The organism is Gordonia paraffinivorans NBRC 108238 (assembly GCF_000344155.1).
In the GTDB taxonomy this organism is placed as follows: domain Bacteria; phylum Actinomycetota; class Actinomycetes; order Mycobacteriales; family Mycobacteriaceae; genus Gordonia; species Gordonia paraffinivorans.
Genome location: NZ_BAOQ01000025.1, coordinates 1 through 22,799 on the forward strand (window position 1 = coordinate 1; position 22,799 = coordinate 22,799).

The 22,799-nt window shown below is 69.6% G+C and carries 12 protein-coding genes; 8 read left to right on the forward strand and 4 right to left on the reverse strand.

Translation table 11 applies throughout. The annotated features are described in order from the left end of the window. The 8 genes from GP2_RS12690 to GP2_RS12725 form a co-directional block, all read left to right on the forward strand. Window positions 1–1,273, forward strand: a 1,273-nt coding sequence (locus tag GP2_RS12690) for an alpha/beta hydrolase-fold protein (RefSeq protein WP_006900910.1), incomplete at its 5' end; no start/stop codon positions are given. 217 nt (window positions 1,274–1,490) lie between these two features. Beyond that, complete coding sequence (locus tag GP2_RS12695; protein ID WP_040526967.1) at window positions 1,491–2,045, forward strand: DUF732 domain-containing protein; 555 nt, start codon at window positions 1,491–1,493, stop codon at window positions 2,043–2,045. 1 nt (window position 2,046) lies between these two features. Beyond that, window positions 2,047–3,051, forward strand: a complete 1,005-nt coding sequence (locus GP2_RS12700) for a cutinase family protein (protein WP_006900912.1) — start codon at window positions 2,047–2,049, stop codon at window positions 3,049–3,051. A gap of 170 nt (window positions 3,052–3,221) precedes the next feature. After that, window positions 3,222–4,232 carry an LLM class F420-dependent oxidoreductase gene (locus GP2_RS12705; protein ID WP_006900913.1) on the forward strand — a complete coding sequence of 337 codons (1,011 nt, stop codon included), beginning with the start codon at window positions 3,222–3,224 and terminating at the stop codon, window positions 4,230–4,232. A gap of 262 nt (window positions 4,233–4,494) precedes the next feature. Further along, window positions 4,495–6,402 carry a long-chain-fatty-acid--AMP ligase FadD32 gene (gene fadD32, locus GP2_RS12710; protein WP_006900914.1) on the forward strand — a complete coding sequence of 636 codons (1,908 nt, stop codon included), beginning with the start codon at window positions 4,495–4,497 and terminating at the stop codon, window positions 6,400–6,402. Window positions 6,403–6,504: 102 nt separating this feature from the next. After that, a complete protein-coding gene (pks13, locus tag GP2_RS12715) occupies window positions 6,505–11,907 on the forward strand; it encodes a polyketide synthase Pks13 (RefSeq protein WP_006900915.1) in 5,403 nt (1,800 codons plus the stop codon). A gap of 79 nt (window positions 11,908–11,986) precedes the next feature. Then, window positions 11,987–13,537, forward strand: coding sequence for an acyl-CoA carboxylase subunit beta (locus GP2_RS12720; RefSeq protein WP_006900916.1), 1,551 nt, complete (start codon window positions 11,987–11,989; stop codon window positions 13,535–13,537). A gap of 79 nt (window positions 13,538–13,616) precedes the next feature. Next, window positions 13,617–14,006, forward strand: coding sequence for a carboxymuconolactone decarboxylase family protein (locus GP2_RS12725; RefSeq protein WP_006900917.1), 390 nt, complete (start codon window positions 13,617–13,619; stop codon window positions 14,004–14,006). Window positions 14,007–14,088: 82 nt separating this feature from the next. On the opposite strand, the gene GP2_RS12730 is transcribed toward GP2_RS12725, so the two are convergent. From GP2_RS12730 to GP2_RS12745, 4 genes are all read right to left on the reverse strand, one after another. Then, a complete protein-coding gene (locus GP2_RS12730; protein ID WP_006900918.1) occupies window positions 14,089–17,448 on the reverse strand; it encodes an arabinosyltransferase domain-containing protein in 3,360 nt (1,119 codons plus the stop codon). Next, window positions 17,441–20,809 (reverse strand): arabinosyltransferase domain-containing protein, encoded by a 3,369-nt coding sequence (locus tag GP2_RS12735; protein WP_006900919.1) that lies wholly within the window; start codon window positions 20,807–20,809, stop codon window positions 17,441–17,443. Before GP2_RS12735 ends, GP2_RS12730 begins: the two co-directional genes overlap by 8 nt. Window positions 20,810–20,866: 57 nt before the next feature. After that, entirely contained in the window at window positions 20,867–22,027 is a 1,161-nt protein-coding gene (locus GP2_RS12740; RefSeq protein ID WP_051997219.1) for a DICT sensory domain-containing protein, read from the reverse strand. Between the two features lie 198 nt (window positions 22,028–22,225). Then, complete coding sequence (locus GP2_RS12745) at window positions 22,226–22,765, reverse strand: Dps family protein (RefSeq protein ID WP_006900921.1); 540 nt, start codon at window positions 22,763–22,765, stop codon at window positions 22,226–22,228. Window positions 22,766–22,799: the final 34 nt, after the last annotated feature.

Sequence of the window (22,799 nt, forward strand, 5' to 3'; positions counted from 1 at the left end):
CCCGCGTCCGCCGGCGCCCGCCCCGGCCGCGGCGCCCGTGCCGCCCGGCAAGGTGGTCAACACCTTCTGGTACACCGACCGGCGCGTGGCCCTCTGGGTCTACTCGCCGTCGATGAACACCAACATCCAGGTCCAGATCCTGCTGGCGCGTGACTGGTACGCCAAGCCGAAGGAGAAGTTCCCCCAGCTGACGATGCTCGACGGCCTGCGGGCCCGCGACGACCAGAGCGGCTGGGTGATCAACACCAAGATCATCGACTTCTACAAGGACAAGAACGTCAACGTCATCCTCCCGATCGGCGGCGAGTCGAGCTTCTACACCGACTGGAAGGAACCCGACCGCGGCAAGAACTACAAGTGGGAGACGTTCCTCATCCGGGAGCTGCCCCCGATCCTCGAGAACGAGTGGCGCTCGACCGACGTCCGCGGCATCGAGGGCCTGTCCATGGGCGGATCGGCGGCCATGATGCTCGCCGCGCGCAACCCCGGCTTCTACAAGTTCGCCGCGTCGTTCTCCGGCATCCTGCAGCTCAGCTCGTTCGGCATGCCGCAGGCCATCCAGTTCGCCCTGCGCGACGGCGGCGGCTACGACTCGATGAAGATGTTCGGCCCGCCGTCCGACCCGGCGTGGAAGGAGCACGATCCCTACGTGCTCGCCGACAAGCTCCAGGGCACCAGCCTGTACGTCTCGTCCGGCAACGGCATGGTCGGACCGCACGACAAGCCGTCGGACATCCCGCTGCTGGCCACCAACTACTCGGGCGTGGGGCTGGAGATGCTCTCCCGCGTGACCTCGCAGCAGTTCGCCATCCAGCTCAACCGCAAGGGCATCCCGGGGCAGGCCGTCTACCGCCCGTCGGGCACGCACACCTGGCCCTACTGGGAGTTCGAGATGATCCAGGCGTGGCCGCAGGCCGCCGCGGCACTGGGCATCTCCAACGATGCGGTCGCCTGCCGTGTGGACGACGCCTTCCGCAAGCTCTGGGACGCCAACAAGGGCATCCTGGGCGGCTGCCTGACCCCGTCCTACCCGGTGCCCGGCGGCAAGGCCCAGGACTTCTTCAACGGCCGCATCTTCAGCGGCCCGAAGGGCCCGAGGTTCGTCACCGGCGCGATCGGCGGCGCCTACACGGCCGCCGGCGGGCCGGGCGGACGCCTCGGCAAGCCGGTCAGCAACGAGGAGCCCACCCGCGACGGCAAGGGCCGGGTGAACTTCTTCGAGCACGGCCGCATCGAGTGGACCGCGAAGGACGGCGCGAAGGTCCTGAAGTGACGTCGTGCTCCCTCCGGTCTCCGGCACCCGGCCGACAGGCCCGGGCGTCCGGAGACCGGAAGGGGCGGGCCCAATCTCGGCCACGCGTGTGCAAGCCCTGAGACTTCGCTGAGGAATCGCGGGGTTTGCGCAGGTGACGCCCTTCGGGGTGGCCGAGGGCCTCTCCCGGGACGGTAGCCTGGGCACGACTCCGCACAAGGTTCGACAGGAAGTGGCGATGACAACGAAGTGTGCTCGGCTGGTGCTGGCCGTCTCGGGCCTGGCGCTCGCACTCGGTTCGGTCACGGCATGTTCGGACGACTCGACCGCCAGTGCGCCGATCACCAACAACCCGGTGACGACCACGTCGCTGTACTCGGCCGCCCCGTCGGGCACGCCGGCGTCGTCGTCGACCGCACCCACCGGAGACTCGGTGAAGCCGTCGACGGAGGCCTCGGGGGCCCCGACGACGAAGCTGCCCGACACCGCGCCCAACCCGAGCACCAAGGTGCCCGAGAGCTTCCCCGGCCCGCCCGGCGAGCCGCTCGACGACAAGGCCAAGGCCTACCTCGCGGCGCTGAAGTCTCAGAACGTGGAGTTCGCGGGCGACACCGACAACTCGGTCGCCCTCACCATGGCCAAGTACGTGTGCGGGGCCCGCCAGAAGGGCACCGACCCGGGCATGGTGAAGGCCTTCGTCACCGCCTCGGTCGGTCCGGGCACCGAGACCGTCGAACAAGCGAATGCCAAGGCGGACAAGGTGATCCGCGCGGCAGAACAGCACTACTGCTGACGTGGCGAAGCGACGGGGATCCGCCGCCCGCACCCGCAAGGGGCCGGTCCGGCGGCTGGCAAGACTCTCACTGCTCGCGCTTGCGGCGCTGGCGATCGTGCTCGTCGTGGTGCTCGTCGTCATCCTCACGCGGCCCGGTCCGCCCCCGATCGGACCGGAGCGTCCCCCGACCTCCCCGTCGAAGGAGCGGCCCGAGGCGCAACCGGCGGACTGTCCGGACGTCCTCACCGTGGTGATCCCCGGCACCTGGGAGTCCAGTCCAGACGACGACCCGTATTCGCCGACGGCCAACCCGAACTCGCTGATGCTGCGCGTCTCCAAGGCGCTCGCAGGTCAGTTCGACCGTTCGCGCGCGGAGATCTACACGGTTCCCTACACCGCCCAGTTCCGGAACCCGACGAACCTCGCCGACCGCCAGGCCGATTACAACGTCTCGCGCACGCAGGGATACAAGCGCGCCGCCGGCAAGATCATCGCCACCAACAAGCGCTGCCCGCTCACCCGCTACGTGATCATGGGCTTCAGCCAGGGCGCCGTGATCGCCGGCGACCTCGCCAGCAACATCGGCAACGGCCGGGGCGTGCTCGCCGACGGTGACCAGGATCTCGTGCTTGGGGTCGGGCTCATCGCCGACGGCCGGCGCCAGCCCGGCAAGCAGAACGACATCGACCCGAGCCCCGAGGGCGTGGGGGCCGAGATCGCGCTCGGCGGCATGGGCAGCATCGTCCCCGGCATCACGATGACCGGCCCGCGCAACGGCGGATTCGGCGAACTCGAGGACCGGGTGCAGTCCATCTGCGCGCCAGGCGATCTCATCTGCGATTCGCCGACGGTGGTCAATCCGCTCCAGGCCGTCGCCAAGCTGGCGAACGCCGCCGGCAACCCCGTCCACGCGATGTACGCCACGACCCGCTATTGGGAACACGAGGGCAAGACCGCGACCCAGTGGCTGTACTCCTGGGCCAAGGACGTCATCGACGAGGCGCCGCGCCCGGCGCACAGCTGAGGCCGCGACGCCGGCCGACGGTGTAACCCTGCGGCCGAGCGGGCCGATTCGTTTTGCGAGGCAGACACCCTGCGTTAACGTGTTGGGCTGGCCCGGACATCGTCCGGACGACCGACATACAGGGCCGTGCGGCTTCGGCGGACACGGCCGGACACGAGGAGAGGACAGCGATGACGCAACCCCCGAACGACGCGGGTGGCAGCTCCTCCGGTCTGCGCAAGTTCCGCTTCGGTGCGGGTGGTGAGGGCAACAAGGACGAAGGTGGCGCCCGCAAGTTCGTCAAGCTGGCCCAGAATGCCGAGGAGCTCGGCTACGACACCTTCGCGGTTCCCGATCATCTCGGCAACCAGGTCGGTCCGCTGGCCGCGCTCGGCGCGCTGACCCAGGCGACGAGCACCATCCGGCTGGCGACGTCGGTGCTTGCCAACGGCTGGCGTCATCCGGCGCTGCTCGCCAAGGAGGCCAACACCATCGACGTGCTGAGCAAGGGGCGACTCGAGCTCGGCATCGGCGCAGGCTGGATGAAGGAAGAGTTCGACAAGGCCGGCATCGAGTTCGAGTCCCCGGGCACCCGCATCCGCCGCCTCGACGAGGCGCTCACCGTCCTCGACGGTCTGATGCGCGGCGAGACGGTGGACTTCGAGGGCGAGTTCTATCAGATCCGCGGCCTCGAGGGCAGCCCGCGCCCGCGCCAGGGACCCCGCCCGCCGATCGCGGTCGGCGGCGGCGGACCCAAGATGCTGGCCCTGGCGGCCAAGCACGCCGACATCATCTCGGTGGCTCCCGGCACCACGCCCGACGGCAAGATGAAGCTGTCGGACATGACCCTCGAGAAGACGGTCGAGCGCGTCGACCGCATCCGCCAGGCAGCGGGCGACCGCTTCGACGAGATCGAGCTGAACTGGACCATCGCGGTGATCGTCATCACTGACGACCGCGTCGCGACCGCCGAGATGGCGCTGAAGGCCCTCGAACAGGGGTATCCGCCGAACATCGCGCACGACACGGAGTTCACCGTCGAGGACGTGTTGACTTCGCCGTACATCGCGATCGGCAGCTTCGAGGAGATCGCCGATCAGATCCGCGAGGTCCGGCGCCGGACGACCATGTCCTACGTCGGGGTCTTCCCGACCCAGATGGACGCCTTTGCGCCCGTTCTGGCCCAGTTGAAGGGGGAGTAGCATGACCGTCGGTCTCGTGACGGAAATGCGAGGTGAGGGCATGGCGACCCAGAGGCGCATGTTGCGGGGCCGACCTACGTTTCTGCGAAGCCGAGCATGACGATCGCAAGCTTTTCGTTGTGTCAATGGACGTGCGCTACCGTATCCCGCGGTCGGCACAAGACGTGGATGGCAGGACTGCCCGGCGGTGTGCCGAAGGACAGCACCGCGGGAGAACCTGCACCCGCGTGGGGAGTCCACGAGGGGGCCACAGGAGTAATGAATGCTGAAGACTGAACTCGAAGACTTTCTCGACGAGAATGGGTATCTCCAATTCACCGAGGAAGCGACCCTGGTCGACTACGTCGAGCAGAATGTACGCGAGCACGGCGACACGCTGGCCTACCGTTTCATCGACTACAGCCGTGAGCGCGACGGCGAGCCCCAGGACCTGACCTGGGCGCAGTTCGGCAAGCGTCTGCGCGCGGTGGCCGCCCGCCTACAGCAGGTGACGAAGCCGGGCGACCGCGTCGCGATCCTCGCCCCGCAGTCGCTGGAGTACGTCATCGGCTTCTTCTCCGCGCTGTACGCAAGCACCGTGGCCGTCCCGCTGTTCTCCCCGGACGAGCCGGGCCACACCGACCGTCTGCACGCCGTCCTCGACGACTGCAAGCCGACCGCCATCCTCACCTCGACCAAGTCGGCCGAGGCGGTCCGCGACTTCTTCGCCCCGCTGCCCGCCAAGGAGCGCCCGCGCGTCATCGCCGTCGACGCGGTGCCGGACTCCGTCGGCGCGAGCTGGGTCGCCCCGGTCGCCGGCAAGGACCACAACAAGGACACCGTCGCCTACCTGCAGTACACGTCGGGATCGACCCGCGTGCCCGCCGGCGTGGAGATCACCTACCAGGCGGTGGCCGCCAACGTCCTGCAGATCTCGGAGACCATCCAGATCGACCGCAACGCGCGCGGCGTGACCTGGCTGCCGATGTTCCACGACATGGGCCTGCTGACCGTCATCCTGCCCGCGCTGGGCGGCCGCTACATCACGATAATGAGCCCGCAGGCGTTCGTCCGCCGTCCGGGCCGCTGGATCAAAGAGCTCGCCGCAGCCGCCGACGGCGCCGAGACCTACGCCGCGGCCCCGAACTTCGCCTTCGAGCATGCCGCCACCCGCGGCCTGCCCAAGGAGGGCGAGGAGCTCGACCTGTCGAACGTCATCGGCCTGATCAACGGCTCCGAGCCGGTCACGGTCAGCTCGATGAAGAAGTTCAACGAGGCCTTCGGTCCCTACGGGCTGCCGAAGACCGCGATCAAGCCCTGCTACGGCATGGCCGAGGCGACCCTCTTCGTCTCCGCGACCCAGCGTGAGAACGAGGCCAAGGTCATCTACGTCGACCGCGACGACCTCAACAACGGCAAGCTGACCATCGTCGACCAGGACTCGCCCAACGCGGTCGCGCAGGTGTCCTGCGGCCAGGTCGCGGTGAGCCAGTGGGCTGTCATCGTCGACCCGGAGACCGGCGAGGAGTGCCCGGACGGCCACGTCGGCGAGATCTGGCTGCACGGTCCCAACATCGGCGCGGGCTACTGGAACAAGCCCAAGGAGACCGAGGAGACCTTCCACAACAAGCTGGCCAAGCCGCTGGCGGAGGGCAGCCACTCCGAGGGCGCGCCGGAAGGTGCGAACTGGATGCGCACCGGCGACTACGGCGTCTGGCTCGACGGCGAGCTCTACATCACCGGCCGGGTGAAGGACCTCGTCATCGTCGACGGTCGCAACCACTACCCGCAGGATCTCGAGTACAGCGCCCAGGAGGCCAGCGACGCGCTGCGTCCGGGCTTCGTCGCGGCCTTCTCGGTGCCGGCGAACCAGCTGCCCAAGGAGGTCTTCGAGTTCGCGGGCAGCGGCCTGACCGCCGACCCCGACGACGCCTCCGAGCAGCTGGTCATCGTCGCCGAGCGCGGCCCCGGCCGCAAAGCCGACCCGCAGGAGGTCGCCGACACCGTCCGCGCCGCCATCGCGCAGCGTCACGGCGTCATGGCGCGCGACGTCCTGCTGGTCCCCGCGGGGTCGATCCCGCGGACGTCGTCGGGCAAGATCGCCCGTCGCGCGACCCGTCAGGCCTACATCGACGGCACCCTGCGAGGCGGCTACAAGCAGACGGCGTTCCCGGACGCGGCAGCGGAGTAGCCCTGTCGGGCACCGTCCCATCCCCCGCGGTGTCGGTGATCGACGACCCCAGTCACCCGGCACCCGGTTTCGGGTGCCGACGAGAGCAGTAGTCTGGAAGCAATGTCTGAACTGAATACCGACGAGTCGCGCAGCACCGATCTGCCCGATGATTCGTCCCCAGAGACCCCCGGTTCGGTAGACGGAGAGACCGCCGACACGAGCACTGCCGCCGACTCCGGTGAGGCGACCCCCGGCGAGACCGCCGGGGACCTCACCGTCGGTGAACTGCGGGAGTGGCTGCGTGAATGGGTGTCGCAGGCCACCGGTGTGCCGGCCGAGCAGATCCCCGACGACCGCCCCATGGAGGAGCTGGGCCTGTCCTCGCGCGACGCGGTGGCGCTCGCCGCCGACGTCGAGGACAAGACCGGCGTGGTGTTGACGGCCACCGCCGCCTACAACCACCCGACCATCGCGATGCTCGCCAAGCGCATCATCGAGGGCGATCCCGACGAGCAGGCCGACGACGCCTCGGATCAGTTCTGGGTGCGTGAGCGCAGCGCCGACGACGACATCGCGATCGTCGGCCTGTCGACGCGCTTCCCCAAGTCCGGGACCACCCCGGAGTCGACGTGGGAAGCCCTCATCAACGGCGTCGACGGCATCTCCGACCTCCCCGAGGACCGCTGGACCGAGTTCCGGTCCGATCCGCGGTTCCGCGAGATCCTGGAGTCGTCGAACATCAAGGGCGGCTACCTCGACGACGTGAAGTCGTTCGACGCCGACTTCTTCCAGATGAGCCCGCGCGAGGTCGAGATGGTCGACCCGCAGCAGCGGCTCGCGCTCGAGCTCACCTGGGAGGCGCTCGAGCACGCCCACATCCCGCCGAGCGACCTCAAGGGCGCCCCGGTCGGCGTGTTCATCGGCACCTCCACGAACGACTACCAGCTGCTGGCCACCCTCGGCCTCGGCGAGGGCGCCGAGGACACCGCGGCCTATGCGCTCACCGGCACCTCCACGGCCATCGTCGCCAACCGCGTCTCGTACTTCTACGACTTCCGCGGCCCGTCGATCGCGATCGACACCGCGTGCTCGTCGTCGCTGGTTGCGGTCCACCAGGCGGTGCGCAGCCTGCGCTCGGGAGAATCCGACCTCGCGCTCGCCGGCGGCGTCAACATGATCATCACCCCGGCCGCGACCCTCGGCTTCGACCGGATCGGCGCGCAGGCCAAGGACGGCCACATCAAGGCCTTCTCGGCCGACGCCGACGGCATGATCCGCGCCGAGGGCGGCGGTCTCGTCGTCCTCAAGCGCCTGTCCGACGCCCGCCGCGACGGTGACGACATCCTCGCGGTGATCGCCGGCTCGGCGGTCAACTCCGACGGCCGCTCCAACGGCCTGCCGGCCCCGAACCCGGAGGCCCAGGTCGACGTCCTGCGCGCGGCCTACGCCGACGCGGCGATCGACCCGCGCACCGTGGACTACGTGGAGGCCCACGGCACCGGCACGATCCTCGGCGACCCCATCGAGGCCGACGCGCTCGGCCGCGTCGTGGGCCGCGGCCGCACCCCCGACAAGCCGATGCTGCTCGGGTCGGTGAAGACCAACTACGGACACATGGAGTCCGCGGCGGGCGCCGGTGCGCTGGCCAAGGTCGTGCTGGCGCTCCAGCACGGGGTGATCCCGGGCTCGCGCAACTACAGCGGTCCCAACCCGTACATCCAGTTCGACGCGACCAACCTCAAGGTCATCCCGGAGGCCACCGAGTGGCCGCGCTACTCCGGCCACGCCATCGCCGGCGTCTCCGGCTTCGGCTTCGGCGGCACCAACGCCCACGTGGTCGTGCGGGAGGTGCTGCCGAGCGACCTGAACCCCGCGCCGGCGGCGGCCGACGACGCCTCGGCCGCCGAGTTGCCGGCGACCACCTCGCTCCCGGACGAGCCGGATCTCGACGACGAGGACGAGTACCTGACCGAGGCCGAGCGCGCCGTGCTCGCCGCGCAGGCGAAGAAGGCCGAGCCGGAGGTCGCCGAGACCGTCACCGACCCGGCCGAGGGCTTCGCGCCGTGCGCGGTGGAGGGCTCGGTCGTGCCGCTGGTCATCTCCGGCTTCCTGCCGTCGCGTCGTCGCAAGACCGCCGCGGACCTGCTCGAGTGGCTGGAGTCGGAGGAGGGCCGCTCGACCCCGCTGGCCGACATCGGCCGTGCGCTCGCGCATCGCAACCACGGCCGCTCGCGTGCCGTGGTGATGGCCCGCACCCATGAGGACGCCGTCAAGGGCGTCCGCGCGGTCGCCGAGGGCAAGGCCAATCCGCTGGTGTACTCGGCGGATTCGCCGGACTCGGCGTCGGCGGTGTGGCTGCTGTCGGGCTTCGGTTCGCAGCACCGCAAGATGGCCAAGCAGCTCTACACCGAGAACCCGATCTTCAAGAAGTACGTCGACCGCGTCGACGAGTACGTGCAGAACGAGCTCGGCTACTCGATCGCGGAGATGTTCTGCGACGACGAGCAGACCTACGGCATCGAGACCAGCCAGGTCGGCATCTACACCATCCAGGTGGCCCTCGCCGACACGCTGCGCCACCACGGCGCCGAACCCGGCGTGCTGGTCCCGCATTCGATGGGCGAGGCCTCGGCGGCCTACATCAGCGGCGGCCTGTCCCTGGAGGACGCCACCCGGGTCATCTGCCAGCGTTCGCGCCTGATGGGCGAGGGCGAGGCGATGCTGACCGGCGACGACATCCGCCTGATGGCGCTCGTCGAGTACAGCGCCGAGGACATCAACGAAGTCCTCGTCGACTACCCGGATCTCGAGATCTGCGTGTACGCCGCACCGACCCACACCGTCATCGGCGGCCCCGAGGCACAGGTCGACGCGATCGTCGCCCGCGCCGAGGCGGAGGGCAAGCTCGGCCGCAAGCTGGCGACCAAGGGCGCGAGCCACACCTCGCAGATGGACCCGATCCTCGGCGAACTGGCCTACGAGCTGACCGGCATCCACCCGCAACGCCCGACCGTCGGCTTCTACAGCTCGGTCGACCGCGAGGTCTTCTACCGTCCGGGCCACGAACCGGTCCACACGATCGACTACTTCCTCAAGGGCCTGCGCCACTCGGTCTGGTTCAGCCAGGCCATCCAGAAGGCGGTCGAGAATGGTCACCGCACCTTCATCGAGCTGTCGCCGAATCCCGCGGTGCTGATCTCCGTTGCGGCCGTGACCTTCTCGGCCGGCGTCCACGACGCCGAGCTGATCGAGACGTTGCGCCGCAAGGAGGACGAGAGCTTCGGCCTCGTCAACGCCCTGATGAAGCTCTACGTGCACGGCCATCCGGTCGACGTCGCGTCGCTGTTCGGGGCCGGCGATTATGCCGCGATCCCGCGCACGCGCTTCGAGCGCAAGGAGTTCTGGCTCAAGGCGCAGCTCGCCTCCGGCGGTTCGGCCGGCCGCGTGCCCGGTTCGCACGTCGCGCTGCCCGACGGCCGGCATGCGTGGGAGGTCGACGCCGCGGCGGTGACCGACCCGCGCGCGCTGGTCCACGCCGCCGCGTCGCAGGTCCTGTCCAACGCGGCCGTCGGCGCGGCGATCTCGCATGCCGAGCTGCCGAAGACGGGCACCGTCACCACCACGCTCGCCCCGCATCCGGGCGGCGCGTCGGTGACCCTGCACGTCAAGGAGGACAAGAACTTCCGGCTCGTCTTCGAGGCCGTCGTCACCGGCGACCTCGACGCATCCGCCGAGAACGCGCCCGCCGCGGCGTCGGAGGGTACGGCCGCCGAGGTCTTCGCCGACGACACGGTGGTCGTCGAGGACGAGGTCGTCGACACCATCGGCAACAAGTGGGACCCGGAATCGGGTGAGACCGTGGGTGATCGCCTCGCGATCATCGTCGGCGAGTCGATGGGTTACGACCCGGAGGACCTGCCGCGCGAGATCCCGCTGATCGAGCTGGGGCTGGACTCGCTGATGGCGGTGCGCATCAAGAACCGCGTCGAGTACGAGTTCGACATCCCGCAGCTGCAGCTGACGGCCATGCGCCAGGCGAACCTCTCCGACGTGGAGAAGTTCGTCGCCTTCGCGGTCACCCACCGCGATCAGCTCGACGACCTGGCCAATGCCGGCGGTGACGGCGAGCTCGACACCGCCGCGCTCAACGCCTACATCGACGAGCAGCTGGCCAAGGAGGCCGAGTCCGGTTCGCCGGCAGGCGATTCGGCCGGTGCGGGCACGACCACGCCGGAGCCGAAGCTCGAGGTCGCCAAGGACGCCGCACATGTCGAGCAGGCGGTCGCGGAGTCCCCGGGCACCGAACCGGAGCCGGTGAAGGCCGAGCCGGAGAAGGCGCCCGAGGCCCCCGAAACCGCGAAGGCCCCCGAGACCCCGAAGACGGACATCACCTCGCAGAAGGCGGTCGCCGAGGCGGCCGGTTCGGACGTCCCGCCGCGTGACGCGGCCGAGCGCCTGACCTTCGGCACCTACGCTGTGGTGACCAAGAAGTCCCCGGGCGGCATCTTCAACAAGCTGCCGGTGCTGTCGGAGGACGTGGCCCAGCAGCTGACCGACCGGCTCAACGAGCGGACCGGCGGCGACATCGACGTCGAGGACGTCCTGGACTCGGAGACCATCGAGGAGATGGCGAACTACGTCCGCGAGCACCTCGACGCGGGCGCCGCGACCGACGGGTTCCTGCGGTACCTGCGACTGGTTCCCGAGGGCAAGAAGGTCTACGACCCGGCCGCGGGCGACCCGACGCCGATCCTGCTGTTCCACCCCGCGGGCGGCAACACCTCGGCCTACGAGGCGCTGCTGAAGCGACTGCCCGACGACCAGCCGGTCATCGGCTTCGACCGCGGCGTCGAGGGCACCATCGAAGAGCGTGTGCGCGAGTACATCCCGCGCCTGCGTGAACTGCAGCCGCACGGTCCCTACGTGCTCGTCGGCTGGTCGTTCGGCGGCGCGCTGGCCTATGGCGTCGCGCAGGTGCTCCGGGAGCAGGGCGAGGATGTGGCCTTCGTCGGCCTGATCGACGTCGTCCGCCCCCGCGAGGACATGACCGAGACCCCCGAGACCAAGCGGGCGCGTCTCGAGCGGTGGAAGCAGTTCGCGATCCGCAACTACGACCTCGACCCCGACGTGCCGATCCCGATGGACCGTCTCGTCGAGGCCGACGACGAGGGCCAGTTCGCGATCATCATGGAGATGATGTCGATGTCGGGCACCAAGATCCCGGGCGGCATCATCGAGCACCAGCGGACCTCGTTCATCGAGAACCGGGTGCTGAGCAACATCGAGCCGACCCCGTACGACGGCAAGGTGGTCCTCTACCGCGCGGACAAGATGCACGCGGGCGCGATCGAGCTCGAGCCGCAGTGGGCCGAGATCGACGAGGACGGCCGCTGGGGCGAGGTCGTCGACGACCTGGAGATCATCCACATCGGCGGTGATCACCTGTCGATCGTCGACGAGCCCTACATCGCGAAGATCGGTGCCGACCTGACCAACCGTCTGCGAGAGCTTGGTAAGAAATAGCCAGACGGACTACCCGCCGAGAGGCGTCCGCAGACCGTTGCTTCACGAGACATCGTGGTCGCGTAGAAAGTGAAGGACCGTGACTGACACCACCGCAGGCAAGCTCGCCGACCTCCGCACGAAGCTGGAGGCCGCTCGCGAGCCCGGAGGCGAAAAGGCCATCGCCAAGCGCGCGGCGAAGGGGATCTGCTCCCCGCGCGAGCGTCTGGAGATGCTGTTCGATCCCGGGACCTTCGTCGAGATCGGCGCGCTGGCGAAGATGCCGGGCGCGGCCGACAGCGGCTACGGCGACGGCGTGGTCACCGGCCACGGCCTGGTGAACGGTCGGCCGGTCGCTGCGTTCTCGCACGACCAGACGGTCTTCGGCGGCACGGTCGGCGAGATGTTCGGCCGCAAGGTGGCGTCGCTGATGGAATGGGCCGGCAAGATCGGCTGCCCGATGGTCGGCATCAACGACTCGGCCGGCGCCCGCATCCAGGACGCCGTCACCTCGCTCGCGTGGTACGCCGAGATGGGCCGTCGCAACGACCTGCTGTCGGGTCTCGCCCCGCAGGTGTCGGTCATCCTCGGCAAGTGCGCGGGCGGCGCGGTCTACACCCCGGCCAACACCGACATCCTGGTGGCGGTCGAGGACAAGTCGTACATGTTCGTCACCGGCCCGGACGTCCTCAAGCAGGTCAACGGCGAGGAGATCTCCGCCGAGGACCTCGGCAGCGCCCACAACCAGGCGCGCTGGGGCAACATCCACCACGTCGCACCCGACGAGAAGGCGGCGTTCGAGTGGGTGCGCGAGTACCTGCAGTACATGCCGTCGAGCGCCTACGAGCAGCCCCCGGTGGTCAATCCCGGCCTGGAGCCGGAGATCACCGAGTCGGACCTGTCGCTGAACGACTTCATGCCGGACAACGACAACGCCGGCTACGACATGCACGACATCATCATCCGGCTGTTCGACGACGGCGCCTTCCACGAGGTGGCGGAGTTGTTCGCGCCCAACATCATCACCGGTTTCGCCCGTGTGGACGGCCGATCGGTGGGCGTGGTCGCCAACCAGCCGAGCGTCATGTCGGGTGTGCTGGACACCGATTCGTCGGAGAAGGCCACCCGCTTCGTCCGCATCTGCAACGCCTACAACATCCCGCTGGTGTTCCTCGTCGACACCCCGGGCATTCTCCCGGGCCTCGCCGAGGAGCAGAAGGGCACCATCCGTCGTTCGGGGCGCTTCCTGTACGCCTACGTCGAGGCCGACGTCCCGAAGGTGACCGTGGTGCTGCGCAAGGCCTACGGCGGCGCCTACGCGGTGATGGGGTCCAAGCACCTCGGCGCCGACATCAACTTCGCCTGGCCGACGGCCAAGATCGCCGTGATGGGCGCGGAGTCGGCCGCCGCGGTCCTCACCCGCAAGCAGACCGAGGGCTTGTCCGCCGCCGAGGCCGACAAGGTCCGGCAGGACTTCATCAGCTTCTACAACACGATGATGGCGACGCCGTACCTCGCGGCCGAGCGCGGTTACATCGACGCGGTCATCGAGCCGGCCGAGACCCGGCTGCAGCTCCGAAAGGCGTTGGCGCAGTTGCGCGACAAGCAGGTCCTCAAGACCCCGCGCAAGCACTATCTGATGCCCATCTGATCCCTCTCATCCCACGACGGACCCCGGCACCCGCAGAGGCGCCGGGGTCCGTCGTCTGCGGTGGGTGGACAATCGACGGATGTCGAGTTACGAGAACACCTCCCAGGCCTTCGACGACGGGCTGGCGGTTCGGCGCCAGGTGATGGGCGACGACTTCGTCGACCGCGCACTGTCCCGGACCGACGGCACGGAATCGGCGGAGATGCAGCGGTTCGTCACCGAACACGTGTGGGATGCGGTCTGGAACCGTCCGGGCCTGCCACGCCGCGACCGCAGCCTGCTGAACCTGGGCATCCTCACCGCGCTGCGCGCCCACGAGGAACTCGCCGGGCATGTGCGCGGGGCGCTGAACAACGGGCTCAGCCGCGAGGAGATCGTCGAGGCGATCGTCCACACCACCGGCTATTGCGGTGCGCCGGCGGCACTCTCGGCGATGAAGGTCGTGCAGCAGGTCTTCGACGAGGCGTAGTCCGCGCCCGCGAACCCACCCGTCTTCCGTAGGGCCACGGCGAAACGGCCGGCGTTTCCACGGAAGACGGGTGGGTGGCGCGTCAGTTGCTGATCGCCCGCATCGGCCCGGGCGTCCAGAGACCGCTGTGGGTCTCGGTGGTGATGGTCAGCTCGGCGTTGCGCTGCGGCAGGATCGGGGTCAGGCCCTGGAGCATGCCCCAGTCCTTCGCCCAGTCGTTGCGCAGGTACGACGGGTAGACGCGCGGGCGCAGTTCGTTCTCGATGATGCCGAGCGGGCCGCCGGCGTCACCGGACATCCAGCGCTGCGAGTTCACCCGCTCGCCCTCGCGGTCGGGGGAGATGCGCCACTTCGGCGTCTCGAGCACGCCGTACTTGACCTGGGCGGGACGCTGACACGGGAACGCCAGGCCGGCCTCCCAGTCGATGAGCACCGGCTCGGTGCTCCCGACGAGGTCGTTGAGCGTCACCATCTCCGACACCCGGGGCGGGGTGACCGCGAGCCACTGGTCGCGCAGCGGCGAGTTGTCCTCGGCCAGGACGCGGACCACGCTCGCGCCCGGAGGGGCCTGGTCGAGCGGGAACCGCAGGTTGCGCCACTCCGGCGCGCCGCCGATGTCGAGCGGGACCATCTGTCCCGCGGGCGTGACGGTGCCGTCGGGCTCGACCCGGCCGAACTGCAGGCGCACCTTCTGGCCCGACCGGGTGACCGCGAGGTCGTCGATGTACTCGACATATCCGGCCACCGACATGGTGATCAGCGGCTGGTTCTCGGAGCGACGCTCCGGCAGCTGGTACCAGTCCGAGGTGAGGCGCCCGGTCCCGGTGGGGGAGTTGTAGGTGCCGAGCACGGGGGTCTTCGACGGCGACAGGCCGAACGGCAGCTTGACCGTCGAACCGTTGACGCCCGCCTGCGAGGTGCGGCCACCGCTGGTGTCGCTGGAACCGGTTGTGCCGGAATCCGACCCGCTCGAATCCTCGGTCGGGTCCGACTGTGTGCGGTCGACCTCGGCGGTCGACGTGCCGGAGGAGTCGTCGGACTCCTCCTCGGTGTCCTCCGACAGGTCCGAGGCGACGCCGTTCGGGTCGAAGCCGACCATGTCCGGTCCGGCGAGGGCGGCACCGGCCGACGGGTTGTCCTGTCCGGCGACCTCGGCCGGCTCGAGCAGGCCCGCGGTGGGGTCCGCCTCGACGAGCACCGCGTCGGCGAGACCACACGGCTGACCCCGGACGGCCGCGACGTTGGAGCTGAGCCACGACCACGAATGGCGCTGCGTCCAGTCCGCCTTCGCGAAGGAGACCAGGGTGAACAGCAGCATGAACGCCGACACGACGATGATCGAGGGACTGCGCAACCTCCACAGCAGCGAACGCTGCGACCCGGTGCGGACCGCTTCGTCGACGTAGTCGTCGCGGAAGTGCTGCCACAGCCCCAGCAGCGTCAGCGCGATCGCGATGGCGAGGATGCCCGCCCACACCGGGATGCCCTTGACGTCGGGAGAGGCGTCGCGCCACGGGATCCCGTAGCTGCCGACGTACCACCACTGGTTCCGGCCGGAGAATGCCAGCGCCAGCACGTAGGCGCAGGCCGCGGCGAACAGCGTCCGGTTGCGGCGCCGCCGCATGATCGTGCGGTCCGCGCAAGCCGTGGCGACCGCCGCCAGCGCGCCGCCGATGCCGGCGTACACACCCATCTGGTGGGTCCACTTGGTCGGCAGGAACGCCATCAGGACGACCGAGCCAGCGACCATCGCGAGCAGACGCCAGGTCGGGGCGGTCGCGATCCCCGGCAGCCGCCGCCGGTTCAGCAGCATGACGACGACGAGGATGAAGCAGGCGAACACGATCAGGATGCCGAAGCGGCGGGCGATGCCGCCGTCGGCGGTCGGGTTCATCAGCATGTAGTAGCGCATCGGCTCTTCCCACCACTTGTTGGTGGGACCGACCTGGCCGTTGACCGACACCGCCTCCAGGATCGGGGCGAGGGGCTGGTCGGCGAAGATCTCGAAGAGCACCGCGAGGCCCGCTGCGAGGATCGGCAGCAGCAGCGGCCACACGCCGTCGCGCTTGCGGCGCACCATGAATCGCTTCAGCAGCGGGCGGATGCCGGCGATCAGGGCGATCGCGGCGATGACGCCGGTCGGGTGCACCGTCAGCGTGAACGCCGCCGAGATGATGGCGACCGTCAGCGGGAAGAATCGTCCCGTCGCGATCGCGCGTTCGACGCACACCCAGGTGAACAGGGTCCCCAGCGCGATGAGCGGTTCGACGCGCAGGCCGTTGTTGTACGGCATCCAGACGGCCAGGAAGACCAGCGCGGCCGCCCAGATCGCCGGGGTCGACTCACGGACGGCGCGGCCCAGGCGCGGGATGGCCGCCCGCGAGATGAGCCACCACGACGCCAGCGCGAACCCGAACGGCAACAGGCGCAACCACGGCGTGGCGGTGCTGACGTCCATCCACAGCGACAGGTACTGGTAGTGCCAGCCGAACGGGTCCTGCGGCACACCGAAATAGCGGTAGTAGTTGTCGAGGTAGCCGGCCTCGCGGGCGACGCGGCCGACCGTGACCTGGTAGCCGTCATCGGCGGTGTTGCCGCCCACGAACAGCCAGATCAGCAGGATCAGCGTCACGAACCCGTCCACCGGCCGCACCCGCCACCAGCCGGCCGGGAAGACCTTGTGGTGTCCGCGGCCGTCGCGGGCGTCGAGGACGGCCAGTGCGATCAGCGAGACGATCGTCGACGCCACGCCCAGCACGAGCAGCCAGAACTTCAGCGTCGTCGGGGTGGACACGAATCGGGTGTCGATGACCGACCGGAACGACAGCCCCTCGGTGGACACGTTCGGCGGCAGGCTCGTGTAGACGCCGATGATCTGCGGCCGTGCGTTGGAGTCCTTCAGGTCGAAGGAGTGGTCGGCGCCTGCGGTCTCCGGCAGGCCCTCGATGGCGCCGCGCGTTCCGGAGGTGTCGGCCTCGACCACGATGCGGCACCCCGGGGTGTTCTGGGCCGCCTCGCGAGGAGTGTTGAGCAGCACGACATTCCGCTGCACCACCTGCAGCTGGTCGGCGGTGGCGCGGATGAACAGGCCCACCTTGCCGGCGTCGACCCCGCCCTCGGGCACCGTCGACAGGAGCACGCCGCCGCCCTGTGGCAGCGACTTCCCGAGCTCACACGGGACCGAGACGTCCATCGACACCGGCACGAACGAGACGTTCGGCGCGGCCACGTTGGACACCGATCCCTGCTGCGGCCACTGCAGTTCGGACTTGGTGTAGTCGACCGGCAGGAACGGGCTGAGCAGCGCCAGCAGGATGCCCAGCGCACCGGCGACCATCGCGACGATGCGGGCGGTGCCGGCGTGGCGTTCGGAGAAGCTCGACGCGTCGGCGTCCCCGGATGCGGGGGCGGCTGCTGCGGGAGCCTCGGTACGGTCAGTCATCTTCGGGCACCACCCTGATCGGGCCGGGTCGCGACCAACCCCAGGTGGTCGCCGAGCCGGTCATCACGTCTGCCGGCCGCGCCTGCGGCTCCAGCGGGTCGAGTCGCTGCAGGTTTCCCCACTCGCGATACCAGTCGTCGTCGAGATAGGTCGCCATCGTCGACGGCCGGGTCAGCGCCTCGACCGTCGTCAGCAGGCCGCCGTCCTCGGTGGCCATCCAGGTCTTGGACTGCGAGTTGGCGAGCCACGACTCGGGAAGGATCCGCCAGTCGGGGATGTCGTAGATGCCGTCGTGTGCGGTCATCGGTCGCTGGCACGGGAACCACGCGCCGGCGGCGAAGTCGATGAGCACCGGATCGGTGGATCCGACGACCGACTGCAGCGTCTGCAGCTGCGGCGCGCGCGGAGGCGTGATCGCCAGCCACTGGTCGGCGTCGAGGTTGTTGTCCTTGGCGACGATCCGCAGCACGGTCGCCTCGGCGGGCACCCGGTCCATCGGGATGCGCAGGTTGCGCCACGGTCGGTTGGTGCGCTCCGGGTCGATCGGGATCGCGGGCGCGCCGACCTGGACGAACTCCCCGTTCTCCTCGCGGCCGAACTCCACCTGCAGCGACTGGCCGAAGATCGGCACGCCGTCGCGGTCGAGGGTGAAGACGGCGCCGGCCGCGGTGATGACGATCAGCGGCGAGGCGTCCCGCTCCGGCAGGCGGTACCAGCCGGTGGTCAACGACGCCTGGCCGTCGGTGGTCTCGAAGCTGCCCATCACCGGGGTCGTCTTCGGGTCGAGTCCGTAGGGCAGCGCGGCGGTGGAGCCGTTGACGCCCGCGGGGCCGAAGCCGCCCGCGGTGCCGGGGTTGGAACCGTAGACGATGAAAGTCTTCGACAGGTCCGCCGAGGTGTTCATGGCGCCCGGCTTCTGCGCACCGGCCTGCGGTGTGAGGTCGGGCTTGACCCCGTTGGCGCTGAAGCCGTGGGAGTCGCCCTCCAGGGTCCTGGTCGCCGAGCCGTTCACCGGGGCGAGCATGCCCTTGTTGGGGTCCGGTTCGACGAGGACCGCGTCGGCCATCGCGCAGGTGTCGCCCCGCAACGACTTCAGGTTGCTCGACAGCACGGTGAACGTGTCGGCGCGGCTGACCGCCGCCTTGGCGAAGACCACCAGCTCGCAGACGACGATGATCACGGCGATGACCGCGATCGGCGCCGAGGCGATGCCCACCCGCCAGCCGGCCGGCGCGGCTCCCTCGGCGTGCGACAGCCCGGTCTCGGAGACGTAGTCCATCCGCAGGTGCTGCCAGACGGCGAAGACCAGCGCGACGACGGCCAGCGCGAGCAGGATCGTCGACGCCTGCATGCCGGCGACCACCGGGGCCTTGTCGAACCAGGCGATGCCGAAGTTGTACGGCCACGGCCAGGCGTTCTTGCCGGCGGCCGCGGCGGCGCAGGCCACGAGCAGGCCGGCGATCAGGATGGACAGGTTGCGCAGGGTGCGCTGTGCGGCCTGGCCGATCGCCACACACGCGACGGCGGCGAGCGCGGCGCCGAGCCCGGCGAAGATGCCGAACTGGATCGTCCACTTGGTGGGCGTGAACGACAGCAGCAGGATGGTCAGCAGGGATGCGCCGAGGGCGCGCCAGACCGCTCCCGGGTCGACACCGTCGATCCGCTTGCGGCGCAACATGATCGCCAGCACCAGGAACAGCGACACGGCGAACAGCAGTACCGGGATGCGGCGGGCGAGTGCGCCGTCGGTGGTGTTGACGGCGAGGAAGTAGTAGCGCAGCAGCTCCTGGTACCAGGCGAGGGTCGGGCCCACCGTGTAGCGGATGCGCAGGGCCTCGAACACCGTCGCCAGCGTCTGGTCGCGGAACACGACGATCACGACCGCGGCGCAGGCGCCCAGGATCGGGGCGAGCAGCGGCAGCAGGCCGTTCTCGCGGCGTCGCCGGACCAGGATGCGCAGCATCGGTCGCGCACTCGCGATGAGCAGCGCCAGGGCGACCAGACCGTGCGGGGCGAGAGCGAAGGTCATCAACGCGGCGCCTGCGGCCAGCGCCGCGGGCAGCATGCGCCGGGTGGAGACGGCCACTTCCACCGCCCACCAGGTCAGCAGCGTGCCGAGGACGATGATGCCCTCGCTGCGCAGACCCGAGCACATCGGCAGCCAGAAGGCGAGGAACACCGCGGCGGCGGTGAGCATCGCCCACTGCGACCGCCGTACCGCGGCCCCGAGCCGCGGCAGCAGCACGCGACTGAGGATGAACCACGACGCCAGACCCGCGACGAGCGCCGGCAGGCGCATCCACAGTCCGGTGGTCGAGATCGCCGACCAGTGGGCGAGGAAGTCGTAGTACCAGTCGAACGGCGCCTCGGGGATGCCGTAGTAGCGGTAGTAGTTCGCCAGGTATCCCGCGTCGCCTGCGTTGCGACCCATGTTCAGGATGTAGCCGTCGTCGGGGGAGCCCGCGCCCAGGAACTGCCACACCACCAGGGTCAGCGTGACGCCGATGTCGGTCGGCGTGGGTCGCAGCTCCTTGCCCCACCTCATCCTGCTGCCGATCCGGCGGTGGTAGCCGTGGAGGCGGTCGAGCCGGGCGACGGCGATCAGGGCCGCGATCGCGGACAGGATGCCGACGATCATCACCAGCAGCTTGACGACCGACGGCGACGAGTCGAAGCGGTCGTCGATCTCGATGCGCACGTCGATTCCCGAATCCCGGACCTGTGCGGTGCCCAGGCCGGTGAACACGCCCGCGATCTGCGGATTCTGGGATGGTTCGGCGAACCCGACGTCACCGCCGCCGGCGGTGGCCGGTCCCGGCGGGAGTCCGACGAACCGGGCCCCCGTGGTGGTGGCGTCGGAGAAGATCCGCAGCGTCTCGCAACCGCCCAGGGCGTCCCGGGGAACCGAGGCGAGGGTCTTGTTGCGGTTGGTGACCGTCACGGTCGCGGCGTCGGCGACCACGAAGAGCCCGTTCTCGCGGGCCTTCGAGGCGCCGGCGGGCATCGTGGACAGGACCGTGGTGGCCTTGTCGCCCGGCGTGGACGCGAGGACGCGGCACGGGATGGTGATCTGCAGATCCTGCGCGGTCTGGGCGACCAGCGGTGCGGTGACCGACGCCGAACCGGATCCGAGCTCCTGGCCCTGCGGCCACGTGATCGACGCCGTCGACGTGCTGACCGGTAGGAACGGGGTCAGGACACCGGCGACGACCGCGACCAGTCCGGCGACCGTGGCGACGATGGCCGCGGTGCGGGACGAGGAGGCGGAGGACTGCTCGGGAGAGGCTTCGGCGCCGACGGTGGGTTCGTCTGATTCGGAGACTCCAGGCGACTTCGGCACAGGCGCATCGTAGTCAGCCAAGCTGTGACAATCCCAAACCGTCGTGTTCCGGTCCGCTCCCCGTGGAGGCCCGGAGGGTCAGGCGAACCGGGCCAGGATCGAGTGCACGGCCTGGGTGACGGTCATCCGGTCGTAGGTCTGCACGAACTCGAAGGTGCGCTCGAGGTCGGGGCCGGCGTCGTGCTGGTCGCGGGCGGACAGCAGCGCGGCGAAGTGCGGTCCGAGGACCGCCACCGTCCACTCGTTGACCAGGTCGTCCTCGGGGTCGAGGGGCGCCCGGTGCACGTTGCCGTCGCGGATGTCGGGGAGTCCGACGCCGTAGACGCCGGCCAGGCCGGTCCTCTCCGACATCTCGCGCCACCGCTTGGCGGTGCGCGGTGTGAAGTGCTTGGCGAACTGGAAGGTGCCCAGCACGATCGCGGCGCCGCCGATCGCGGCCTGGTGCTCGAGCGCCTTGCTCATCTCGACGAGCAGGCGCTTGTTGCCCATCCTGGGTTCGATGGACGTCGACGCGATCCGGTACGGGGTCGACTTGTCGGGGTCCGGGGTGGTCCACACCGGCATGTCGGGCAACGGGACGATGGTCCGGCCGGACAGCACGGCCGGGTCGGAGACCGGGGGATAGAGGTCGCCGATGCCGAATGCGGCGCCCATCGTCTGGGCGGTGACCCGGCTGGATTCGTCGTCGACGCCCTCGGCGATCACCACGGCGTGGCTGCGTTCGGTGTGCGCGGCCAGCGCGTGCGCGAGCTGGGCGGAATCGGCCGAGGCCTGCCGACGGAGGAGGTCGGGGCCGGTGACGATGATGTCCGGCTCGACCAGCGACAGCAGGGTCGCGGCGTGCTCGCTGCGGACGAGGCCGTCGACGCAGATGATCTTGCCCGCCTTACGGGCGCGGGCCACGCGGGCGAGGACGCGCTGCGGGCTGCGCTCGACGGCGTCCGGGAGCACGACCATCACGTGGCGTTCCAGCGTGCGGGTGGTCTCGTCGTCGAGGTCGTCGATGAGGTCCAGGTCGAGGTTGACCAGCAGCGGCAGGATCTTGGCGATCGACTGAGCGCGCGGGCTGGTGGCCATCTTGCGCTTGCGCTGGTCGAGGACAGGATGCTCCTCGACGAGGCGGGCGGCGCGCTTGAGAGCGGCGGCGGTGGCCAGGCGGGTGCCCGATGGTCCGCGGAGCTGCAGCTCGACGGCCGCGAGGGCGCCGTCGGACAGCCGGCAGACCGGCGCGAACTGCATGTCGAGCTCTAGATCGTCGAACAGGGTGAATGTTCGTGCCTCGGCGTCGGTCACACGTACCTCCCTCTCGAAGCGAAGGTGCCCCGATGGATGCGATGGACGCGGGTTCTACACATCCTGTTCAACGGCGAGATGCCTGTGCACAAGCCTACACAGGCATCTCGTCGTCAGGGGCGGTGAACGGACGTGGGAGGCGGGTCAGCGCGCGGCGTCGGCGGCTTCCTGCTCGCCGGAGGCCCCCGCGTGCTTCAGCTCGCCGGTGTAGCTCTCCAGGTGGGCGCGCACGAACCACTGGAACTTCTCCAGCTCGGCGGTCTGGCCGATGAGGACGTCCTCGGTGATCGGGTCGAGCTCGCCGATCTTGTCGATGGCGTCGCGATGGGAGGTCACGAACCCGTCGTAGACGAGGTCGAGGGCGCCGAGATGGGCCTGGGCGGTGTCGCGGCCGATCGAGTAGTCACTCCAGCTGCGGTCGTCCTCGATGGCCTTGGCGGTCCCCTTGGGCGAGGAGCCGAGGGTCGCGATGCGCTCGGCGACGGTGTCGGCGTAGCCGCGGACGAGCTCGACCTGCGGGTCGATCATCTCGTGCACGCCGATGAAGTTGGCCCCCACCACGTTCCAGTGGATGTGCTTGAGCGTGAGGTGGAGATCGTTGAGGGCGCTGAGGCGCTCCTGCAGAATCCCGGCCACCTCGTCGGCTGCTTCGGTACTGAGTCCTGGTGCCGTGAACTTGGTCATGGCTTCGACGCTAGGCGTGACGGGCCGCGGCGAC